Here is a 19353-nt window from a genome sequence, read left to right on the forward strand (position 1 = left end):
ATTACTCCTGACGGTGGGGATGTTCCTGCAAATAGCGTAGCCAAAGCTCCGAAAGTTCCCGCGCCTGTTGCTCCTTTTCGCCAACAATGTGGTACATTCGCCGCGGCCGACCGCGACCTTCCACCTTCTTCCAATAACCATCAATAATTCCCTCATCCTCGAGGAATTTGAGGGCGCTGTAGAGCACCGTATCGGAAAGGCGGTAAAGAGGATATTCGTTTTCAATGGCTTGAATCAGCGCCGTGCCATAGGAGTCCCCCTTTTCCACAAGGGTATAGAGCACATAGCACACCGCAACTTCCTTGCTCAGGTAAACGGGCGGTGGCTGGCGGAAAAAGGTGTAGATATCTTCCAGTTTCATAACCTTATCCTCAGCAATGGGCTACTGCTGATCCATTGACTCCCCAAAATTCCTCAGATCATGGAAGCGTCTGAATTCAACTCTGTTGCTCCAAACGATAGAAAACACAAATACTCCCCCCTTAATATCAGCACTTGCCTCTAGCCTTATATAGCGCATGAAAGTCACTAAGTATTTATCACTACCAAGACTACAATATTGTTTTACAACCCTTTCCTGAAATATAGGAGAAACAGTCTTCTCCCCTGTCGGCTTTCACGATTTTAAGCGTCTGCCGTCCTTGTAAAAAGGGCTGTACTTCTGATTTTAGGAAGTTTGAGAGAAAAGTGTTCCTTGCATCATAATTCCGCAGTTGGCAAAAATCAAGTCATTGACCTGTTGTAAATTGATTTCAAGGGTGATCAGCAGCAAAATTTCTTAACAAAAATTCACGATAAATCTGCCAGCGGCGGCCATTGTGGACCAGCAGTGTGAGGTGGGATACCCAACAGCGAGCCGCAAAGGATTGTGCTTGAAAGTCTGCCCAAGCGTGGCGAAAGTTGTCCTTGGTTAAATCACGAAAGGCGATCGTCATGTGGGGGGTAAAGGCATGGCGTTGCGTAGGGGGGAGGTGCAGGGGCTTCGCTACGTCTTTGACGAGATCTGCTTGTAGTGTCTTGAGGGCTGGGGTGGGTGCCACGTGAATATAAATGACTCGTGGGGGAAAGGCGGCAAAGCCATCGAGGATCAACTCCACTGGAGCGGCTTGCTCGGAAAAAGTTTCTAGAGCTTGCTCCAGATTTACGACCGCTGCATCTGGCCACCAAAAGGGGGGATAGAGGGTAACGTGGGGGGGAGAGCGCAGTGCCGCTTGGCTTTGGTAGCGATCGCAACAATACTGCTTGAGGCGGGTGACTTCCGCCTGAATGTCAGCATTGGGCAACAAAGCAATAAAGTAATGCCGCCGGTTCATTAGCGCTGTGCCACAACGGTCCAATGGCGATCGGAGGTGAGGGTGGCTTGCCACTGCTGCGGCGGCTGCGGCAAGGTTTTGAACAGATCCCCCATTTCCGTTAAGGTCAGTGCCGCATGGAGCGAATCGGCAAACAGTTGCCGTTGTTGGGGTGTGTCTTGACCCGCATATTGCTCAACCAAGGCTTGCAGTTCGGCCAATGTTTCTGGGCGATAAAGGTCACGGATAAACAACGTCCCTTGGGGACGCAGCACCCGCAGCATTTCGCCAAGGGCAGGCCGCGGATCCGCTAGGTGATGGATCAAGCTATTACTGATCACAACATCAAAACTCGCGTCGGCAAAGGGCAAGGCTTTGGCATCCCCTTGAATAAAGTTTAATTGCGGACTGTGGTGGCGGGCGATCGCCAGCATGGCTGGACTGAGGTCAATCCCTGTTAGTTGCCAATGGGGATAGCGTTGATGCAGCATTTGCAGAATCCGCCCGTTTCCTGTACCCACATCTAAAACTTTTAGAGGTTGCTCAACACTGGCTAAGACTGCGGCTAAATCTTCACAGAAGGCGGCATTAACAGCAGTAAAATCCATGGCGTCATAGGCAGCAGCCGTTTCTGGCGTCTCCATGACCTCAGGTTCAAGAATGCGTTGCAGCGGCATAGGCTATAGACCCGTCGCCGATCGCCCCTGCTTGGGTAAGCGCACAAACACAAAGTAGCTCAGATAGAGCATATAGATGACAAGGGCAACGGCGGCAAAGAAGCCAAGGGTACCGGCGCGGGCTTGGGCATGGAAAATATCTTTGAACATCAGGGGTGGCTCGAGCCAGACTTGGCAACTGGGGGTCTGAACGGCACCAGCGACAAACGCACAGGGCAAATAAAAGGCCTGACCAATGGCGGCAAGGATACAGTAGAGCGTGATTGCCCAGCGCCAGCTACTAAAGACCTGACCAATCAAATCTTGGCGATCGCTAATTTCTTCATTAAGATCCACCCAAAACCAGAGGCTAATGGGAATCAGCACCAAGGCCATAAATCCGGTGACGTAGGCCACTGGCCACTGCGGCATCATCAGGTACACCGTAATCGCCAATAGACTGGCCACCCGCCAATAGATAATCAGCAGTTGGGTAATCGCTGGCACATTTTTAACCGTTGACCACAGCAACAGGATCAAGGGAATAATTACAGTAAAGAGCACCGCAAGGCGGTAGTCCATCCACACGAGCGATCGCAGAAGTTCCAAGGACATGGCAGGCCACAGACCCAAGTGCAACGGTTCTATTATTAGGGATCGCCTTCCCAAGGCACAAGGCTAGAGCGATCGCACTCGCTCATACCAACGCATCAGAATGGCTGCTAACTTTTGCGAATCATGGCGCACGGTTGGCGTGGATTCGTCCATCACATCCGCAAGGATTAGTCGACAGTTTTGACGGGTCAGGGCTTCCCGATCAATAGCCACAGCGGTACTTCCCTGCTGCCCATAGCGTTCAAGGTGAGCGGCACTGGGGGGGTATTTTTGCACCAGCACCGCATCAAACAGGCGATCGCCCGTGACCGCATCAAGGGCACGCACATGATCACTCACAGCATAGCCATCGGTTTCCCCCGGCTGCGTCATAATGTTGCAGACGTAAACACAGGGGCACTGCCGCTCCGCTAGGGCTTGGGCAATCTCAGGCACTAAAAGATTGGGAATGATACTCGTGTAGAGACTGCCGGGGCCAAGGATAATGTAGTCGGCCTCATGAAGGGCTTGAATGGCGCGGGGCAGGGCTTTGGGGGCTGGGGGCGAGCAACCAATTTCGACAATTTTGCCGCGGGCGGCTGTAATGTTGGACTCCCCATGAATGAGGCGACCATCGGCAAGGCGTGCCCAAAGGGTCATATCTGTTAGGGTGGCTGGCAACACTTGACCACGAATGGCCAAGACCGCTGAACTGGTGGCGATCGCTCGCTCCAGATCCCCCGTGATATTTGTCATCGCCGTCAGAAACAAATTGCCAAAACTGTGCCCTGCTAAGCCATCCCCCGCTTCAAAGCGATATTGAAACAGTTCAGTGACGATTTTCTCCTCATCGGCAAGAGCCGCCAAGCAGTTGCGAATATCCCCCGGTGGCAACACCCCAATTTCCCGCCGCAGTCGTCCGGATGAGCCGCCATCATCGGCCATCGTCACAATGGCAGTGATATTGGAACTATAGAGCTTGAGTCCCCGCAAGAGGGTGGAGAGACCAGTTCCCCCCCCAATAGCAACAATTCTTGGCCCCCTGCCTAGCCGCCGATGGATGAGCAGCCGCTCCACCAAGGCCTTGTCGTCTTCTGGCAACAGGACTTCCGTAATCGAGCCAAGGGTGCGGGCATAGCCCCAAGCAATCAGTGCCAACCCCCCAAGCAGCAGTAAAGGGCCACTGATGTAGCTGGGCACAAAACGGGCAATACTTTGAACAAACTGCTCTAGAAATTGCAGGAAGTAAAAAATGGGGGTGAGGTTGATGCTAATGGCAAAGCCCAGACTAGCCAGCAAAACGCCAACTGCACTAATTAGGAGCCATCGTTTCACCAGTAGCCCAGGGAGCAACCATTGGGACCACAAACGGATTTTACGACGGGCTGGCCGTAGCTTCGCTGAGAGTGGTTGAGCCTTATTCGCTCTCCTCATCCGCACCAATACCCAAATAGGTTTTGCTCAGATAGCGGGCTAGGCGCTGCAGAGGATTGGCCACTTGTTTTTTGTGTTCGGCATGATTACTGTTAATGGGAACACCTAAAATCCCGGAAAATTCATCATCGCTAATTTCCCCTGCTTGGTGCTGAGCAAAGGAATCAACCACTTGAATGAGTTCATCGGTGGAAAATTCAAAACCATGTTGACTGGCAAAATCCACCACCTTAGGCGCCATCTCTCCTCGCAGGGCAGCGAGTTCCTCAGCATCTAGTTCGGCAGCGCCGCTGATATTGCCATCCCCTACCCCCAGAAGGTTCTCCAGTTCATCTCGTAGTTGGGTATCTTCAGCGGTCTTTTGCATGAACGCTAACACCTGTGCCGTCGCCATAGGCTTCCTTCCTTCGGTCAGTAAATTTTCTGCACGAACCGATTGGATTATAGCATTCTCTGCTGAGAGTATTTTTAGGCAACAGTTCTTAAGAAGGGCACCTCAACCACTTGAGCAATGATGCCCTCTGGGGTGTGCAAGGTTAACCCGGCACCGCCCACTTTAGTGCGCACATAGCCTAGACCAAAGGCACCCCCATTTAGGGGCGTACAACTGGTGAGCAGACCCACTTTTTCCCCTTCCAAAAGTAGGGGAGTTGGGGCGGGAACAACGGCACTCAATTCCAGTCCCCAGAGATGTTGTTTGACCCCTTGGTAGGTGTTGAGGCGGGCGATTGTCTCTTGGCCAATGTAGCAGCCCTTATTGAAAGAAATCGTATGCCCCAGTCGGGCTTCGAGGGGGTTATAGTCTTCGGTGAGTTCAGCGTCGGCAGCGGGTCGCCCTTGGCGGATGCGTAGGTGTTCCCAGTCGGTATCATTCAGTTGGAGATGGGCATTGAGGAGATCTGTGAGGGGGCGATCGCTCCAAAGGGTCAAGCCCGGAATCGCTAAGCCACTGGTGGCAGCAATGGTTATGGGAGCGTTTTCGTAGGTGAGAGTCACATGAGCGTAGGGCTGGGAAAACGGTTGCAGACCCAATTGGTCAGCGATCTGATCCGAAACGGCACCGAACACTCGGTAGCAGTAACTGTCAGAAGTGCGATCGCTCACCTGCACATCGTCGCCAAAGAAGATGTACTTATCGAGCCATTTCAAGAGAAACTCGCGGCGCTGCGGTGACACCAGTAGATCCACCCACTCCATATGAACAAGTAGGGTGACAAGATCAAGGGTGCGCGCCGTCGAGGTCAGAAAAACCGTATCTGCCCCTTGGCCGGGTTGCAAGACAAGACAGTTATTGGAGCTTTGATTGTGCAAAAACTTCAGGCGATCGCCCCCCGTGAGGCGTAGGCGCCCCCAATGACTGCAATCATAGACTGCACCACTGGCAGAGACTGTTTCCAGTAGATCCGTCATTCTTTTACTCCTAAGAGAAGCAAGTCCCGCTCAAGGAGCGATCGCACCCCTGCAAGATTGAAGCCCGGTTGCTCAGCTAATAACTCAGCCACGTTTTTTTGACCCGTCGCAGCCGTCAGGAATTGCTGCTCAGCCTGATTGAGCTGAATCACATCATAGTGACAGTTAAAGACACAGACCCCCGGCCAACCGTCTAAGCAGGGGTGTCGCCACGGAATAGCCACCAGCAAAGCCGCATCCTCAGACCAATCGTGACGGGGCAGCGGCGGCTTGGCCAAAAAGAACTCAAAGTGGGTCATTGCCTCAGGGTCAAGGCATTCAATGAGTTGATATTGCTGGATCGGATCTAAGTGCTGTGCGCGGTGCAACAGTTCTGGCTGGCTGCCCAACAGCCGCTCCAACCGCCAAACTTGGGGATTGGAAAAGCCGACGAATTCTAGGCCAGAGGCAGCAATGAGGTCAAAGAGGCTAGCGATCGTGTAGTCAATTTCTTGGGGATGCACGTACATGTCGGCAAAGCATTCATCCCGCTGATTTTCGAGGCTCCAGCGCTCCTGCTCACGCTTTTTCAGGCGATTGTTCTGGGGCAATGCGGCAAAGAGTTGCCGTCCAATGGCCACCCCCTCGCGATAGTTGTGGCGATCGCTCCCCTGAAGTAAGGCAATGGCCTGCTGCATCAGTTTAATTTCCCAGCGACCGTAGGCTCCATAAACAAAGATGTGCAAAATGCCGCCGGGGGCAAGCACATCGGCGAGAGCTTGAATGCCCCGCTGCGGATCCGGCAGATGGTGCAGCACGCCCACACAGTTAATCATCTGGAACCTTTGCCCCAGTTGTGCCACATCCTCTAGGCTCAGGTGGTGAAATTCGACATTGGTGGCGCCCGATCGCCGGCAGCGCTCGCGGGCAATCTCCAAAGCACCCTCACTGAGATCCAACGCAGTAATCTTTGCCTGCGGATTCAAATGGGCGAGATATTCCGTTCCTACACCAGTGCCACAGCCGGCATCGAGAATGGCAACGTCCAACTGGGAGGGATAGCGTCCTGTGCAAAAGCTATAGGCCGCCGGCCAAGACCAGCGCCAGTTGTACCCCGGTGGTGGCTCATCAAGGAGCGGTTCCGGCGGAAAAGGATAGGTATTGTACAGTTGCCGCACAGCAGCAGTAATCTCAGCCGCCGAGGTCATGATGGTTCCCCTTGAGATAAGCGTCGTAATAATTCTCGGGTGGTTGCCTCTGGGTCAGCCGCATCCATAATGGCGCGGACAACGGCCACCTGAGTCGCCCCGGCTTTGACCACCTCATCAATATTACTGAGATCAATGCCGCCAATGGCAAACTGCGGCATCGGGGCGTGTTTGCGGGCGTATTGGAGATAGTCAAAGCCCACAGCCGCTTTACCGGGTTTGGTAGGAGTCGCAAAAATCGGCCCAACACCCACATAATCGGCACCTTCAGCAATGGCACGCTCCAGTTCTTGGGGATTGGTGGTCGAGCGTCCCACGAGGCGATCGCGCCCTAAAATTTGCCGAGCCAGTTCCATGGGAATATCCGTCTGTCCGAGGTGGACACCATCGGCATTGGCACCCACGGCAATATCCACGCGATCGTTGACCAAAAACAGGGCGCCGTAGCGTTGGCAGAGCGCTTGTAACTGGCGAGCCGTGGTTAGACGGGTGTGATCATCACTGGTTTTGTCGCGGTATTGCACAAGGGGCAGTCCCCCCTTCAAAGCAGCTTCGACGGTTTCCAGCAGGCGATCGCTGGGGGCAGTCACCAGATAGAGCTTTGCCCCTTGCAGGCGTTGCGCTCGAGCGTGGCGCGGGTTGAGGATCAGGGCTTGCTCGAGAATGTAAACGCGATAGCGGAGGGCTTTGGCGGTGTCACTCAGCTCAGTATCGGTTAATTTCGCGTACTCCTCAATCACTCGTAGCGCTTCTTGGACACGGGCAAAGTTAGCAGTGAGCACCTCGCCGAGGGTCTGGCGATCGCGCTCCTGCGGATGACGCAAAGCAGTCCCCGGATCCTGATCCGTTTGTCGTGCCGCCCGCAACTCTGGGGTATGGTAGCGGCCAAGGGTTTGGCGCAAATCTTTACATTCTGCACTCAGGGCAGCATCTTCGCGGCCAAAGCGGCACCATTCCTCAATCACCCGCAGACCTTCGCGGGCACGGTCAAGGTTGGCATCGAGAATCCGCCGGATGCGTTGCCCCTCAAATCCGGGAGCTAAATTTTGCATAGCACGTCCGATCCCCACAGAAAAGAATCAACACAGTTCTGTTCACCGTTCATCGGCATTGTTGATAGCGCAATGAAGTTTTTGATGAGCCGTTTCAGCATTCACTCCCAGCCGTGGTTGAGTCACCTATGTTTGATCCTAATGGGTTGGGGGACGCCCGTATTGGCGGCAGAACCGATTCCCATCCCCGTGCCACCGCCAGAGGTGAATACCGTCATCCCGATTCCTGTGCCTGCCCCAGAGGTGAGTACGGCGCCAATTCCCACCCCACCGCCGCAGCAGCTTGACAACTCCCTCGAACGATTGCCGGTGCCTAGTGACCCGATTCCGATGGGATTTGTGGGTCGCGATCGCGCGATGAATCAATTGCCGCCCCCACCAGACATTTCTGATGCAAACTTGGCAACACTCGCTCCCGTAGCCCCCAGAACGCGGTTTCGAGTCATTGTTTTGGATTTGCGGGAGGATGATCTGGCCAATCAAGAACGCCTGCGATCGCTCGTTCCCGAAGTGATACCCATTACCCTTGGCCAGCGCCGCGCCCTACAAGTGGGCAGTTTCCAAAACGAGGCCAATGCCAACGAAATGCGTGCCTTTATGGAGGTCAATGGCTTCCGCGCTGAGATTCAACGTCTGCCCTAAACAACCTCAATTGGCTCAGGAACGACGCGAAGAGGCCTAAAGAGTGCCCGCTTTTTCAGCAGTGAAGTGAACCCCCTGCCCAAGCAATCAATTTTTCATAGACTTAGAGGATTAGGAGCAAATCGCCACAGGAGTTGAGTTGCTAAAACATTCTGAGGATACAACCGTTCCCAAAGACAATAGCAATATCAACAGGATAGATGAGCAAGACCGCGCCTTTCATGACTGGTATCGGTTTGTGCTCTCTTATCCGCCCCATCTTGTGAGGGACTACATAGAAGACTTTGGCTTGAATGCAGAGAGTGTCATCCTCGACCCTTTTTGCGGCACAGGCACAACGCTGGTTGAGTCGAAGCTGCGTGGAATCCCCTCATTGGGTACCGAAGCCAATCCATTTGCCCATTTTGCGACGTGTGTTAAGACGGATTGGGATGTTGATCCGGATTTACTCTACCGTCACTCCTGTGAGATCGCAGAATTTGCCCTTGACATCCTGCGGCAGCAAGGGATAGGGGACTCGGTGCCTTTTGAGGGGAATATTGCGGATCTACCGTTACGCCAACTCTCGCCAGAACAACATAAACTCATCCTTACAGGGTCGATCAGCCCGATTCCCTTGCACAAGGTCTTGGTACTCCTTGACTGCTTAGAGAAATACAGAATAGAACAGGTCTATCGGCATCAACTGCTGGCGATCGCCAACATACTGGTTTTTGCCGTGAGTAATTTGCGCTTTGGCCCTGAAGTGGGTGTTGGCAAGCCTAAAGTTGATACACCAGTGATTAGTGCTTGGCTCGCCAAAATTGATGAAATGGTGGAGGATTTGCGGCAGGTCAAAAATCAAAATGATGCCCCTGCCCACGTCTATCTGGCGGATGCAAGATGTCCTGACCGAGTATTGCCGCCGCAGTCCGTTGATGCGGTGATCACCTCACCCCCGTATCCCAATGAAAAGGACTACACCAGAACAACCCGCCTCGAATCGGTGGTCTTGGGCTTTATCAAAACCAAGGCGGATTTACAAGCTTTCAAGAAGGGTCTGATCCGTTCTAACACACGCAATGTCTATAAAGCCGATGATGACGATCAGTGGATTCGAGATCATCCTGAAATTCAGGCCATTGCAGATGCCATTGAACGCCGCAGAATTGAACTGGGGAAGACCTCTGGCTTTGAGAAACTCTATGGTAGAGTCACCAAACTCTATTTTGGTGGCATGGCGCGTCACTTGGCTGCCCTGCGATCGCGGTTGCGTCCCAATGCCCAATTGGCCTACGTCGTGGGTGATCAAGCCTCCTATTTGCGGGTGATGATTCGCACAGGTCAGTTATTGGCTGACATTGCCCAAGCCCTTGGCTATGAGGTTGTGCGCACAGATCTCTTCCGAACACGGTTTGCCAGCGCCACGAAGGAGCAACTGCGCGAAGAAGTGGTGATCCTACGCTGGAAAGGATAGTCGAGTCAGTCCAGATGGGCTGTACCTTAAGAATTACTGTAAAATAAGGCATCAACTGGCAGTACACCCACCCTATGGTTACCTCTTGGGCAAAATGGTCATTGCCGCAACCTCAACGGCGCTCAACTCCGCTGCACCACAGGCGATTGGCCAAAGGGCACGCGACGCGATCGCAACGACTGCGCTGGAAATCTTTTGTGTTTAATCTGCTGTCTGAGCGTCTTTTGCTGGTCATCGGCGGATTGGGGGCAGGTCTTCTCCTGTGGCAAACCGATGGCCCCTTGATGGTGGCCACCCTGAGTGGTGTGGGTACGATTTTTCTCCTCAGTCGCTGGCAACGCCGACTGTTGACCCTATGGCAAGACCTGCGCCAACAGATGTCCCAATGGCTACACCATCCCTTCGCCTTTACGGTGGTCGGGGGTTTGCTGGCCTGTTTGGGTACCTATACCCTTCTGCATTTGGGTCAACACACCGCAGATCCATGGCTCGTGGTGGCGCTTGTGATCCTCGGCATCCTTTTAGTGGCCGTCATTGCCCTGCTTGGGACGCTCATGGGGCAACTGCAACAGCAGCATCAGACCCAACAGGTGTCCCAATGGTTTGCTGACCTCACCCATCCGCAACCGCTGCATCGGCTAGTGGCTATTCGCCAATTAGCTCGCATCTCTAAGGGGGCAGAGCGTCGCCAAGTGCAGGAAGCCCTATATCTGCTACTGGGACAGGAAACGGATGCAATCGTTCGCCGTGCTGCCCTTGAGGTGCTCGATCATCTTGATGATGCCGCCTGAGTCCCTCAACTGGTTGGAGCGATGGTGCTTGGCTCGGTTGATTCGAGCGATCGCTAGTGTCATTGGGGTTGAGCCACAGCGATTCGACTACGTTGGCTTTGTTGAAATCACACGGCAAGTGAAGCAGAGGCGATCGCCCGCGCAGCAGCAGGCTATCGTGGCCACCGTCTTTGATCGGTTAGTTCCCCCCTTCATCAGCACCTTGGTACGCACACTCTTTCGCCCGACTCGCTGGGTTTGTGAGTGGAATGCGTGGTTTGCCACCCGCCTCACGGGCTGGTTAGTGGGAGCCAGCGATCGCTACTGGGTCGAGGTCATTCCCCCCGATCAACCCCGCCAATGGCAACACAGTGGCGTGCGCATTCAAAAATGCCGCTATCTTGCTGAATCTCAATGCGTGGCACTCTGTATCAACCTGTGCAAAAAGCCCACAGAGCAATTCTTTCGGCAGCGATTTGGCATTCCCTTGACGATGACGCCCAACTTTAGCGACTACAGTTGCGAAATGGTTTTTGGTACCCCTGCCCAGCCGATTCCTGAGCCAACCATTCCCCACTGTTGGGACGATCCGAGTCAGACCCCCTGCCCCCACATTTAAGACCATTCTGTTGGCGAATCATTTTTGGCGATTGACAATTCAAGATTATTTGAAATAACGTAGGGATGTCCCGCTGGAGCAGCAACGATGGGCGTTGGCATCGGCATTAATGGCTTTGGCCGCATTGGTCGCTTGGTTTTGCGTGCCGCGTGGGGTTGGCCTGAACTGGAGTTTCGCCACATTAACGAGATTAAAGGAGGCACAACCGCTGCCGCCCATTTACTAGAGTTTGATTCGGTTCATGGCCGCTGGCCCCAAGCCATTCAGGCCAAAGAGGGGGCGATCGCCATCAACGATCAGATCATTAGCTTTTCGGAAGCAAAAACCCCAGCAGAGGTACCTTGGCAAGAACGAGGAGTCGAGATTGTTCTGGAATGCTCCGGTAAATTCCGTACCGCTGAGCAACTGGCGGCCTACTTTGCAGTTGGGGTGAAAAAAGTGATTGTTGCTGCCCCCGTCAAGGAACAGGCCCTCAACATTGTCATGGGCGTCAATGACCATCTCTACAATCCCCAAGAACACCACTTGCTCACCGCCGCCTCCTGTACGACAAATTGCCTTGCCCCCGTCGTTAAGGTCATTCACGAAACCCTTGGCATTCGCCACGGCTTGATCACCACGATCCACGATGTCACCAATACGCAAACAGTGGTGGATGCCCCCCACAAGGACTTGCGCCGTGCCCGCTCTAGTCTGATGTCTCTTGTGCCGACAACCACGGGTTCAGCCACTGCTATTGGGCTGATTTATCCTGAACTCCAAGGCAAACTCAATGGCTTGGCGGTACGGGTGCCCCTGTTGAATGCGTCGCTCACCGACTGTGTTTTTGAAGTGAGCCGCCCCACCAGTGTGGCCGAAGTGAATGCAGCTCTTAAAGCTGCCGCCGCCGGGGAACTCAACGGAATTCTCGGTTATGAGGAGCGCCCTCTTGTTTCCATTGACTATTGCAACGACCCCCGTTCCAGCATTGTCGATGCCCTCTCCACAATGGTTGTGGATGAAACGCAGGTGAAAATTCTCGCATGGTACGACAACGAATGGGGCTACAGCAATCGCATGGCCGAATTAGCTCGTCACGTCGCCACTACGTTGCCCTAAGGAGTCTGCTATGGCTGTGTCCACCAGTGTCCGCAACTATATGATTGTTACCCTCGCCTACTGGGGGTTCACGATTACCGATGGCGCACTGCGGATGCTAGTGCTGCTCTACTTTAACCAGATTGGCTACACACCGCTGCAAATTGCCTTCCTATTTCTCTTCTATGAAATTTTTGGCATTGTCACCAACTTTCTCGGTGGCTGGATTGGTTCCCGTTTAGGGCTGAATGTCACCCTCTACGCGGGCATTGGTTTACAGGTGATCTCGCTGATCATGCTCACGCCCCTAACGCCAGAATGGCCTTTGTGGTTTGCGGTGCCCTATGTGATGGCGGCACAGGCGATGTCGGGGGTGGCCAAAGACCTGACAAAGATGAGTTCTAAGAGCGCTATTCGCTTAGTGGTGCCCCAGGAGGCAGAGTCACAGCTCTTTAAGTGGGTGGCGATTCTGACGGGTTCTAAAAATGCCCTCAAGGGGGTGGGTTTCTTTGTTGGCAGTGTGTTGCTGACATTGGCGGGCTATAGAGCGTCTCTGTGGATCATGGCGATCGCGCTTATCTTGATCCTGTTCAGCGGTTTGTTATTGCCACGGGGGATGGGGCAGATCAAAAAGAAAATCAAATTTCGCCAACTCTTTTCCAAGAGCAAGGAGATCAATATTCTTTCTGCTGCTCGCTTTTTCCTCTTTGGGGCGCGGGATGTCTGGTTTGTGGTGGGTTTGCCCGTCTATCTCCAAAGTGTTCTCAACTGGTCATTTTATGAAGTGGGGGGCTTTCTCGCCCTGTGGGTCATTGGCTATGGAGGTGTCCAGTCCTCGGCACCCCTGCTGTTGAAATACATCAATCGCGGTCGCCCTCCCCAAGCCGCCACTATTCAGTTTTGGACGTTTACACTGACGATTGTGCCAGCAGTCATTGCCTTGGGCTTGATGAGCCACTGGAATCCCAATGCCGTCATTATTGGCGGCTTGCTCCTTTTTGGCTTGATTTTTGCCATGAATTCGGCAGTCCACTCCTACTTGGTGCTGGCCTACACCGATGATGAAAAGGTGGCCTTGAATGTTGGCTTCTACTACATGGCCAATTCCGGCGGGCGACTAGCGGGAACGGTTCTCTCTGGCCTCATCTATCAAATTTGGGGCATTGTCGGCTGTCTGTGGGTTTCGATGGTCTTTGTCCTCTGTGCTGGACTCATTTCCCTAAAGCTCGAGGATCCGAAACGGCAGCAGCCCTACCCCTCGTTGGTTGTGGGGGATGGTGAATAACTGCAACATTTTCCCCTAGGGGTTAGAACTGAATAAAATTGAGATATGGTGAGGTTCCCCGAGGAATTGCCCTTATGATGCTCCCCCAAGAAATCATCGGCCAAAAAGTGTGGTTGGAAGTGGAACCCGAAGATGCCTACTATGCGGGTGAGAAAATTCGAGTACAGGCGGAAATTAGCCAGCCCACTGCTCCCCCGTGGTACTATGCTCGCTACATTAACCCGCCCCGCTGGTTCCGCACCCAAGGCCAGTGGCTCACCCACCATGAGGCGGAGATGGCAGTGCTCTTGAATCCCGTCTTGGAGGATTTGGAGCTGGGGGAAGAGGATTACGACGGTGATGAACTGACGAATGGTGATTTTAGCGATCGCTAGGAGCGTCTCGGGTCTGTTGGTCAGGGTGGCGATCGCCCACTGTTAGCTGCTATACTAAGTGCTAGGAAGAGTGGTGTATTGGCAGCACCCATGAACGTTCTATTCTGAACGGTTCAAAAATCTCCTTCCCCTCGGGAAGGGAGGCTGTCACTTTTTGAGATTGTTTGGGTGTGGTGGGCAATGTCCCGCCTTTTTTATTTCCTATGCAGATACAGATGCTGTTGCCTGTGGTGCAAACCCTTGCCCAGCAGGTTGCCGACCAAGAACACCTTGATCTGGTGAGTGTGCAGTGGCTGACCCATCAATCGCCCCCGATTTTACGGGTGGAGGTGCGCCATCCTGAGAATGACACCAGCTTAGAGGATTGCGAACGGCTGAGTCGGGCACTGGAGATGGCTTTGGATGGGCTGCCAGAGTTGGAGTTTGCCTACGTTCTCGAGGTGTCGAGTCCGGGCCTGTCGGATTACTTGAGTAGCGATCGCGACTTTGATGCCTTTCGTGGCTTTCCTGTACGGGTCACGACCACCGCACCCCATCGGGGCAAAACCCTTTGGGAGGGCAACCTGATTCGCCGTGACGCGGTGAATGTCTATCTCAATCAACGGGGGCGATCGCTGGCGATTCCCCGCTCACTGATTGCCAGTGTCCAACTGTACAGCCCCAGCAGTGAGCCTTAGCAGCAGTTGATCTACTAAATGAACGAGGTTGTAACGGACGATGACCATCTATCGCTTACCCGGCCTACGGGCCATGATCAATGAAATCAGCCAAGAGCGGAATTTGCCCAAGCACGCGGTACATCAAGCCCTCAAGGAAGCACTGCTCAAGGGATACGAACGCTATCGCCGCAGTCTGCGCCCGGATCATAGTCACTTTGAAGAAGACCACTTTGCCAACTTTGAAGTGGAACTAGACACCGAGCAGGAGGGCTTCCGCGTTTTGGCCACCAAAACGATTACGGAAACAGTGGCGAACCCCGATCGCGAAATTGCCCTTGCCGATGTGATTGAGGTGGTGCAGGATGCCCGTGTCGGCGATACGGTGCTGTTGGATGTCACCCCTGACCATCAGGAATTTGGCCGCATGGCCGCCATGCAAACCAAGCAAGTGCTGGCGCAGAAATTGCGAGATCAACAGCGTCGCCTCGTCCAAGAGGAATTCAAAGACCTCGAGGGCACCGTACTCATGGGGCGCGTCCTGCGGTTTGAGCGGCGATCGGTGATTATGGCTGTGCGCAGCGATGCTAGCCAACCGGAAGTGGAGGCCGAACTGCCGAAACGGGAACAACTTCCCAACGACAACTACCGCGCCAACTCCACATTCAAGGTGTATCTCAAGCGCGTCAAAGAGGGACCTCAGCGCGGCCCCCAATTGGAGGTTTCCCGTGCTGATGCTGGCTTGGTGGTCTATCTCTTTGCCAATGAGGTGCCAGAAATTGAGGATGAAGTGGTGCGGATTGTGGCCATTGCTCGCGAAGCCAATCCCCCGAATCATAAAGTCGGCCCCCGCACCAAAATTGCCGTGGATACCTTAGAGCGGGATGTCGATCCGGTGGGTGCCTGTATTGGGGCACGGGGATCCCGCATTCAAGCAGTGGTGAATGAACTGCGGGGGGAAAAAATTGATGTGATCCGCTGGTCGCCGGATCCAGCCACCTATATTGCCAATTCCCTGAGTCCAGCGCCAGTGGAGGAGGTGCGGCTGATTAACCCCGAAGCCCGCATTGCCCATGTCCTTGTGGCACCGGATAAGGTCTCCCAAGCCATTGGTAAGGAAGGCCAAAATGTGCGCTTGGCAACTCGCCTAACGGGCTGGAAAATTGAGGTGCGCGATAGCTCCCAATACAACTACGAAGAGGAGGATCGCTTGGCCATGGCCGCCCTCGAAGAACAAGTTGCCAGTTAGGGAGGATGGTTGTTTCTCAACGCCGCTGTGTGGCCTGTGGCCGCTTGGCCGATCGCTCGGAGTTCTGGCGCATTGTGCGCTGCTGGCCGGATCACCGCGTGCAACTGGATCAGGGAATGGGGCGATCGGCCTATCTGTGTCCCACTGCCGAGTGTCTCAAGGTGGCCAAACAAAAAAAACGCTTGGCGCGATCGCTCCGCTGTCCCATTCCCGAGGATATTTTTACGACCCTTGCTGCTCGCTTAGATGCCCATCGCAACTATGACTGACTCCCCCATTTGGCAGCCCTTTACACAAATGAAAACGGCGGCTCCGCCCCTGAAGGTGGTGCGTGCCCAAGGTGCTCGCCTTGAACTGAGCGATGGCCGTCAGATTATTGATGCCATTTCCAGTTGGTGGGTGACGCTCCATGGCCATAGCCATCCTGTGCTGGCTAAAGCGCTCTATGAGCAGGCACAAACCCTTGAGCACGTCATTTTTGCTGGCTTTACCCATGAACCAGCGGAGCAGCTTGCCCAACTGCTGTGTGCCCACACGCCAGCGGGGTTACAACGGGTCTTTTTTTCCGACAATGGCTCAACCGCCGTGGAAGTGGCGCTGAAGATGGCCTACCAGTATTGGCAGCGGCGAGATCAACCCCAGCGATCGCGCTTCATTGGCTTTACCGGCGGGTACCATGGCGATACCCTTGGGGCAATGACTGTCGGCCAAAGTTCCCCGTGGTGGCAACCCTTTCAACCGCTGCTCCCCCCCTTAACAATCCTGCCCTACCCAGCAACCTATGCGGGGGATCCAGAGGTGGAGACCAAGGAAGCACAGGCGATCGCTCAACTGGAGGATACCCTGAAGGCAGACCCCGATGCCTATGCCGCTCTCTTCATTGAGCCACTCGTACAGGGGGCAGGGGGAATGCGCATGTGTCGTCCCTCGTTTTTGCAAGCCCTTTCTGCAATTGCCAAGGCCTATGGGGTGTTAGTCGTCTATGACGAGGTGATGACGGGGTTTGGCCGCACAGGTGCCCTCTTTGCCTGTGAGAAAGCGGGGACACAACCCGATCTCCTTTGTCTCTCTAAGGGGTTATCGGGAGGCTGCTTGCCCATTGCCGTCACATTGGCCACTGAGGACATTTACCAAGCCTTTTATGCCGATGATCCGGCGCGCGCCTTTTTCCACAGCCATTCCTATACCGGCAATCCCTTGGCCTGTGCCGCGAGTGTGGCTTCATTTCAATTGCTGCTTGCCAAACCTGAAGCCTACCAAGGTCTAGAGGCGCGCCATTGGCAGTGTTACCAGCAGTATCTTGCCGATGTCAGCAATCTCAAGCAATTTCGCACCTGTGGCACGATCGCGGCCATGGAATTGGCGACGGCGGCCTCCTACTTTAGTGACTTTGTGCCCCAACTGCGCCGCCGCTTTATTGAGTTAGGTGTGCTGCTGCGACCTTTGGGCAATACGCTCTATATCCTGCCCCCCTACTGCATTAGTGATCAAGAACTGGCCGCAGTCTATCGCGCCATCCGCCAAGTGGCGATCGAGGTGGCCGCAGGTTATTTCACCGCAGTCTCTGCTTGAGTGGCCATATAACTCAGGAGCCAATTGACCGCAGTGGCACGGCGCGTACGGCGGGGGTTGAGTTCCTTGATTTCATAGCCAGCAAAGCCCAACTGTTCCTTGAGAAGTTGCTTGTGGGCAGGGGGAATAGAGCGGGTGAGCTTGACGATGGCGGGGCGGCTGCCAATGAAGTCTGGCGGTTGGGGATAGTCTTGTCGCCATTCTGGAGGCACGCGATCGCTCTGCCAAGTTTGGCTGTGGGCGTCATAGCGATAGCCCAAGCAGTGCCACAGGAGCTGATTGACCGTAGCATCATCCAATTCATCATTGAGAATTTGCCACAACGTGGCTTCTGTGAGAGGGGGGAGTGGCGAATCAGAGCTATCCATTCACACTCTTTGTAATCAGTCGGTCTACTGAAACCGGTACCATAAAAAGGGTGGTTTCTCTAAATCTGCCCTTATATGTCTGCTTCGGCAACGAATTCCCCTTCCCGCTGGCGATCGCTACGCAATAATGCCCTCCTGATTGGGGTGGCTGTGCTGATCACGCTACTGATTCGTATTTTTGTGGCGGAGTCGCGCTTTATTCCCTCAGAGTCTATGGAGCCAACGCTTTGGCCGGGCGATCGCATTGTGGTGGAAAAGATCACCTATCGCCAGCGATCGCCTCAACCGGGGGATATTGTTGTCTTCTATACCCCACCCCTCTTGCAGGCCCTTGGTTATCGCGCCGATCAAGCCCTCATTAAACGAGTGATTGCCACCGCCGGGGACACGGTTGCCGTGCATGATGGTCAAGTTTGGGTCAACGATCGCCCCCTTGCAGAACCCTACATTGCTGAGCCACCCGTTTATACCCTCTCCCCAGTGACAGTGCCAGAGAATATGCTCTTTGTTATGGGAGATAACCGCAACCACAGCAATGACTCCCATATCTGGGGATTTTTGCCCCTTGAGAATGTCATTGGTCGGGCGATCGCCTGCTATTGGCCCCTCAACCATGCGGGTAAAATTTCGTCCCCGGCTGCCTAATAGGTGACTAGCCGCATCAGTGTGGGGTTAGCATCCTCCACCAGTCCCCATTCAACTGGTAACGGTACCACTTGTCCCACAGGAGTTGTTTGCGTTGCTTGGAGACAATCAGTCTGCAAACTGTAGTTGCCATTGCGCAGGCTTGGCGGTTGGGCAGGGCGGCTGACTTGACAGGTTTTAATGACCGTCGCTCCCACCTGTAGCGTGCTATGGGTTTGGCTGTGAGCCAAAGGTGTCCAAGAAAACACGGCTAACACACTCAAGGCGATCGTCGCGACAAGAGACTGCCGCCAAAACTGCATGCTGAACATAATTCCCCCGCCTTCTCTTTATCGAGAAGTCATTGATGAAATCACTCGTAACAGTTCCTTAGATTCCTTCCCCCGCTTTTAGAAACGTGAGGCTTTGAGTCTTGAACAGTGAATACTAAGGTATTAACTGCAAAAAAGTAATAAGAAAATGTGAGGAGCTGTTTAGAGTTGTAGGGGACTCAGTCGCCTTCCCTACACTTCTATTGTAGTCTTTATAGCCAAACCTAGTTACGATCCTGTACAAAAGTTCATGATTGAGTCTTATACCAATTCAATTTGAAGATATAGTCATTTCGAAAGAGAGTGAGATATTTTCAAGAGGGATAGGCTATACTCAAAGCGTCATGAATGTTACTCAAGAATATGAGCTATAGCTTGAACTGACGAGAGCGGGTTGTCTCCTATATCCAGCAAGGTGGCAAAATCAGTGAAGCAACTCAAATCTTTCAGGTGAGCCGCGCCACCATCCATCGCTGGCTGAAGCGAGAGGACTTAGCCCCTACGGTTGTCCCCCGTCGTCCTTGGAAACTGGATTGGGCGGCCTTAGAGACGGGGTTTGACTCTCGAGTGGAGTGTGAGTATGGGTGGTCAGCGCGAGGCCAACGAATTGATGGAGAGTGAGCTTTGTGGGCGGCTGTGGACAAGTCCTTGCTTCAGCCAGTAGAGCATCTGCAAGCGTTCCTGCTGTCGGGCATCGGTTTCAT

Annotated in this window: 24 protein-coding genes; 13 read left to right on the top strand and 11 right to left on the bottom strand. The window is 53.9% G+C overall.

Annotation, left to right across the window (positions count from 1 at the left end):
* Position 1: 1 nt before the first annotated feature.
* From RHJ02_RS07115 to RHJ02_RS07155, 9 genes are all read right to left on the bottom strand, one after another.
* A complete protein-coding gene (locus RHJ02_RS07115; RefSeq protein WP_149818207.1) occupies positions 2–361 on the bottom strand; it encodes a PadR family transcriptional regulator in 360 nt (119 codons plus the stop codon).
* Between the two features lie 391 nt (positions 362–752).
* Positions 753–1313 (bottom strand): 2'-5' RNA ligase family protein, encoded by a 561-nt coding sequence (locus RHJ02_RS07120; RefSeq protein ID WP_206199558.1) that lies wholly within the window; start codon positions 1311–1313, stop codon positions 753–755.
* The gene (locus tag RHJ02_RS07125) at positions 1313–1969 is read right to left on the bottom strand and encodes a class I SAM-dependent methyltransferase (protein WP_310800078.1); all 657 of its coding nucleotides are present in this window, start codon (positions 1967–1969) and stop codon (positions 1313–1315) included. The genes RHJ02_RS07120 and RHJ02_RS07125 overlap by 1 nt, the downstream gene beginning before the upstream one ends.
* A gap of 3 nt (positions 1970–1972) precedes the next feature.
* Positions 1973–2563, bottom strand: coding sequence for a DUF3177 family protein (locus RHJ02_RS07130; protein WP_206199560.1), 591 nt, complete (start codon positions 2561–2563; stop codon positions 1973–1975).
* A 63-nt stretch (positions 2564–2626) separates the two neighbouring features.
* The gene (locus RHJ02_RS07135; protein ID WP_315863385.1) at positions 2627–3976 is read right to left on the bottom strand and encodes a YvcK family protein; all 1350 of its coding nucleotides are present in this window, start codon (positions 3974–3976) and stop codon (positions 2627–2629) included.
* Positions 3960–4370, bottom strand: coding sequence for a hypothetical protein (locus tag RHJ02_RS07140; protein WP_286626602.1), 411 nt, complete (start codon positions 4368–4370; stop codon positions 3960–3962). The genes RHJ02_RS07135 and RHJ02_RS07140 overlap by 17 nt, the downstream gene beginning before the upstream one ends.
* Positions 4371–4444: 74 nt before the next feature.
* Entirely contained in the window at positions 4445–5386 is a 942-nt protein-coding gene (locus RHJ02_RS07145; protein ID WP_286626603.1) for a folate-binding protein YgfZ, read from the bottom strand.
* Positions 5383–6573 (bottom strand): bifunctional 2-polyprenyl-6-hydroxyphenol methylase/3-demethylubiquinol 3-O-methyltransferase UbiG, encoded by a 1191-nt coding sequence (locus RHJ02_RS07150; protein ID WP_286626604.1) that lies wholly within the window; start codon positions 6571–6573, stop codon positions 5383–5385. The genes RHJ02_RS07145 and RHJ02_RS07150 overlap by 4 nt, the downstream gene beginning before the upstream one ends.
* Positions 6570–7625, bottom strand: a complete 1056-nt coding sequence (locus RHJ02_RS07155; protein ID WP_206199565.1) for a thiamine phosphate synthase — start codon at positions 7623–7625, stop codon at positions 6570–6572. Before RHJ02_RS07155 ends, RHJ02_RS07150 begins: the two co-directional genes overlap by 4 nt.
* Positions 7626–7709: 84 nt before the next feature.
* On the opposite strand from RHJ02_RS07155, the gene RHJ02_RS07160 reads away from it, so the two are divergent.
* From RHJ02_RS07160 to bioA, 11 genes are all read left to right on the top strand, one after another.
* Complete coding sequence (locus tag RHJ02_RS07160) at positions 7710–8267, top strand: SPOR domain-containing protein (RefSeq protein ID WP_206199566.1); 558 nt, start codon at positions 7710–7712, stop codon at positions 8265–8267.
* A 139-nt stretch (positions 8268–8406) separates the two neighbouring features.
* A complete protein-coding gene (locus tag RHJ02_RS07165; RefSeq protein WP_310800079.1) occupies positions 8407–9723 on the top strand; it encodes a DNA methyltransferase in 1317 nt (438 codons plus the stop codon).
* A 74-nt stretch (positions 9724–9797) separates the two neighbouring features.
* A complete protein-coding gene (locus RHJ02_RS07170) occupies positions 9798–10514 on the top strand; it encodes a hypothetical protein (RefSeq protein WP_302677902.1) in 717 nt (238 codons plus the stop codon).
* Positions 10501–11112 carry a DUF4033 domain-containing protein gene (locus tag RHJ02_RS07175; RefSeq protein WP_302676344.1) on the top strand — a complete coding sequence of 204 codons (612 nt, stop codon included), beginning with the start codon at positions 10501–10503 and terminating at the stop codon, positions 11110–11112. Before RHJ02_RS07170 ends, RHJ02_RS07175 begins: the two co-directional genes overlap by 14 nt.
* A gap of 87 nt (positions 11113–11199) precedes the next feature.
* A complete protein-coding gene (locus RHJ02_RS07180) occupies positions 11200–12210 on the top strand; it encodes an ArsJ-associated glyceraldehyde-3-phosphate dehydrogenase (RefSeq protein ID WP_206199569.1) in 1011 nt (336 codons plus the stop codon).
* A gap of 10 nt (positions 12211–12220) precedes the next feature.
* Positions 12221–13474, top strand: coding sequence for an organoarsenical effux MFS transporter ArsJ (gene arsJ / locus RHJ02_RS07185; RefSeq protein ID WP_206199570.1), 1254 nt, complete (start codon positions 12221–12223; stop codon positions 13472–13474).
* A 74-nt stretch (positions 13475–13548) separates the two neighbouring features.
* Entirely contained in the window at positions 13549–13848 is a 300-nt protein-coding gene (locus RHJ02_RS07190) for a hypothetical protein (protein ID WP_206199571.1), read from the top strand.
* A gap of 215 nt (positions 13849–14063) precedes the next feature.
* Positions 14064–14525 carry a ribosome maturation factor RimP gene (rimP, locus tag RHJ02_RS07195; protein WP_206201652.1) on the top strand — a complete coding sequence of 154 codons (462 nt, stop codon included), beginning with the start codon at positions 14064–14066 and terminating at the stop codon, positions 14523–14525.
* A gap of 40 nt (positions 14526–14565) precedes the next feature.
* Positions 14566–15753 (top strand): transcription termination factor NusA, encoded by a 1188-nt coding sequence (gene nusA / locus RHJ02_RS07200; RefSeq protein ID WP_206199572.1) that lies wholly within the window; start codon positions 14566–14568, stop codon positions 15751–15753.
* A gap of 5 nt (positions 15754–15758) precedes the next feature.
* Positions 15759–16022, top strand: a complete 264-nt coding sequence (locus RHJ02_RS07205; protein ID WP_310800080.1) for a YlxR family protein — start codon at positions 15759–15761, stop codon at positions 16020–16022.
* A complete protein-coding gene (gene bioA, locus RHJ02_RS07210; protein ID WP_310800081.1) occupies positions 16000–17325 on the top strand; it encodes an adenosylmethionine--8-amino-7-oxononanoate transaminase in 1326 nt (441 codons plus the stop codon). The genes RHJ02_RS07205 and bioA overlap by 23 nt, the downstream gene beginning before the upstream one ends.
* On the opposite strand, the gene RHJ02_RS07215 is transcribed toward bioA, so the two are convergent.
* On the bottom strand, positions 17301–17693 hold the full coding sequence (locus RHJ02_RS07215) for a DUF1823 family protein (protein WP_206199574.1): 393 nt from the start codon (positions 17691–17693) through the stop codon (positions 17301–17303). The genes bioA and RHJ02_RS07215 overlap by 25 nt on opposite strands.
* A gap of 75 nt (positions 17694–17768) precedes the next feature.
* Between RHJ02_RS07215 and lepB the strand changes: the two genes are divergently transcribed.
* Complete coding sequence (gene lepB, locus RHJ02_RS07220; RefSeq protein ID WP_206199575.1) at positions 17769–18338, top strand: signal peptidase I; 570 nt, start codon at positions 17769–17771, stop codon at positions 18336–18338.
* Here lepB and RHJ02_RS07225 read toward each other — a convergent pair.
* Complete coding sequence (locus tag RHJ02_RS07225) at positions 18335–18640, bottom strand: hypothetical protein (protein WP_310453568.1); 306 nt, start codon at positions 18638–18640, stop codon at positions 18335–18337. The genes lepB and RHJ02_RS07225 overlap by 4 nt on opposite strands.
* Positions 18641–19072: 432 nt before the next feature.
* Between RHJ02_RS07225 and RHJ02_RS13135 the strand changes: the two genes are divergently transcribed.
* On the top strand, positions 19073–19270 hold the full coding sequence (locus tag RHJ02_RS13135; RefSeq protein ID WP_399364981.1) for an IS630 transposase-related protein: 198 nt from the start codon (positions 19073–19075) through the stop codon (positions 19268–19270).
* The last annotated feature ends 83 nt before the right edge of the window (positions 19271–19353 follow it).

Source organism: Thermosynechococcus sp. TG215 (assembly GCF_031583455.1).
Taxonomy (GTDB): Bacteria; Cyanobacteriota; Cyanobacteriia; order Thermosynechococcales; family Thermosynechococcaceae; genus Thermosynechococcus.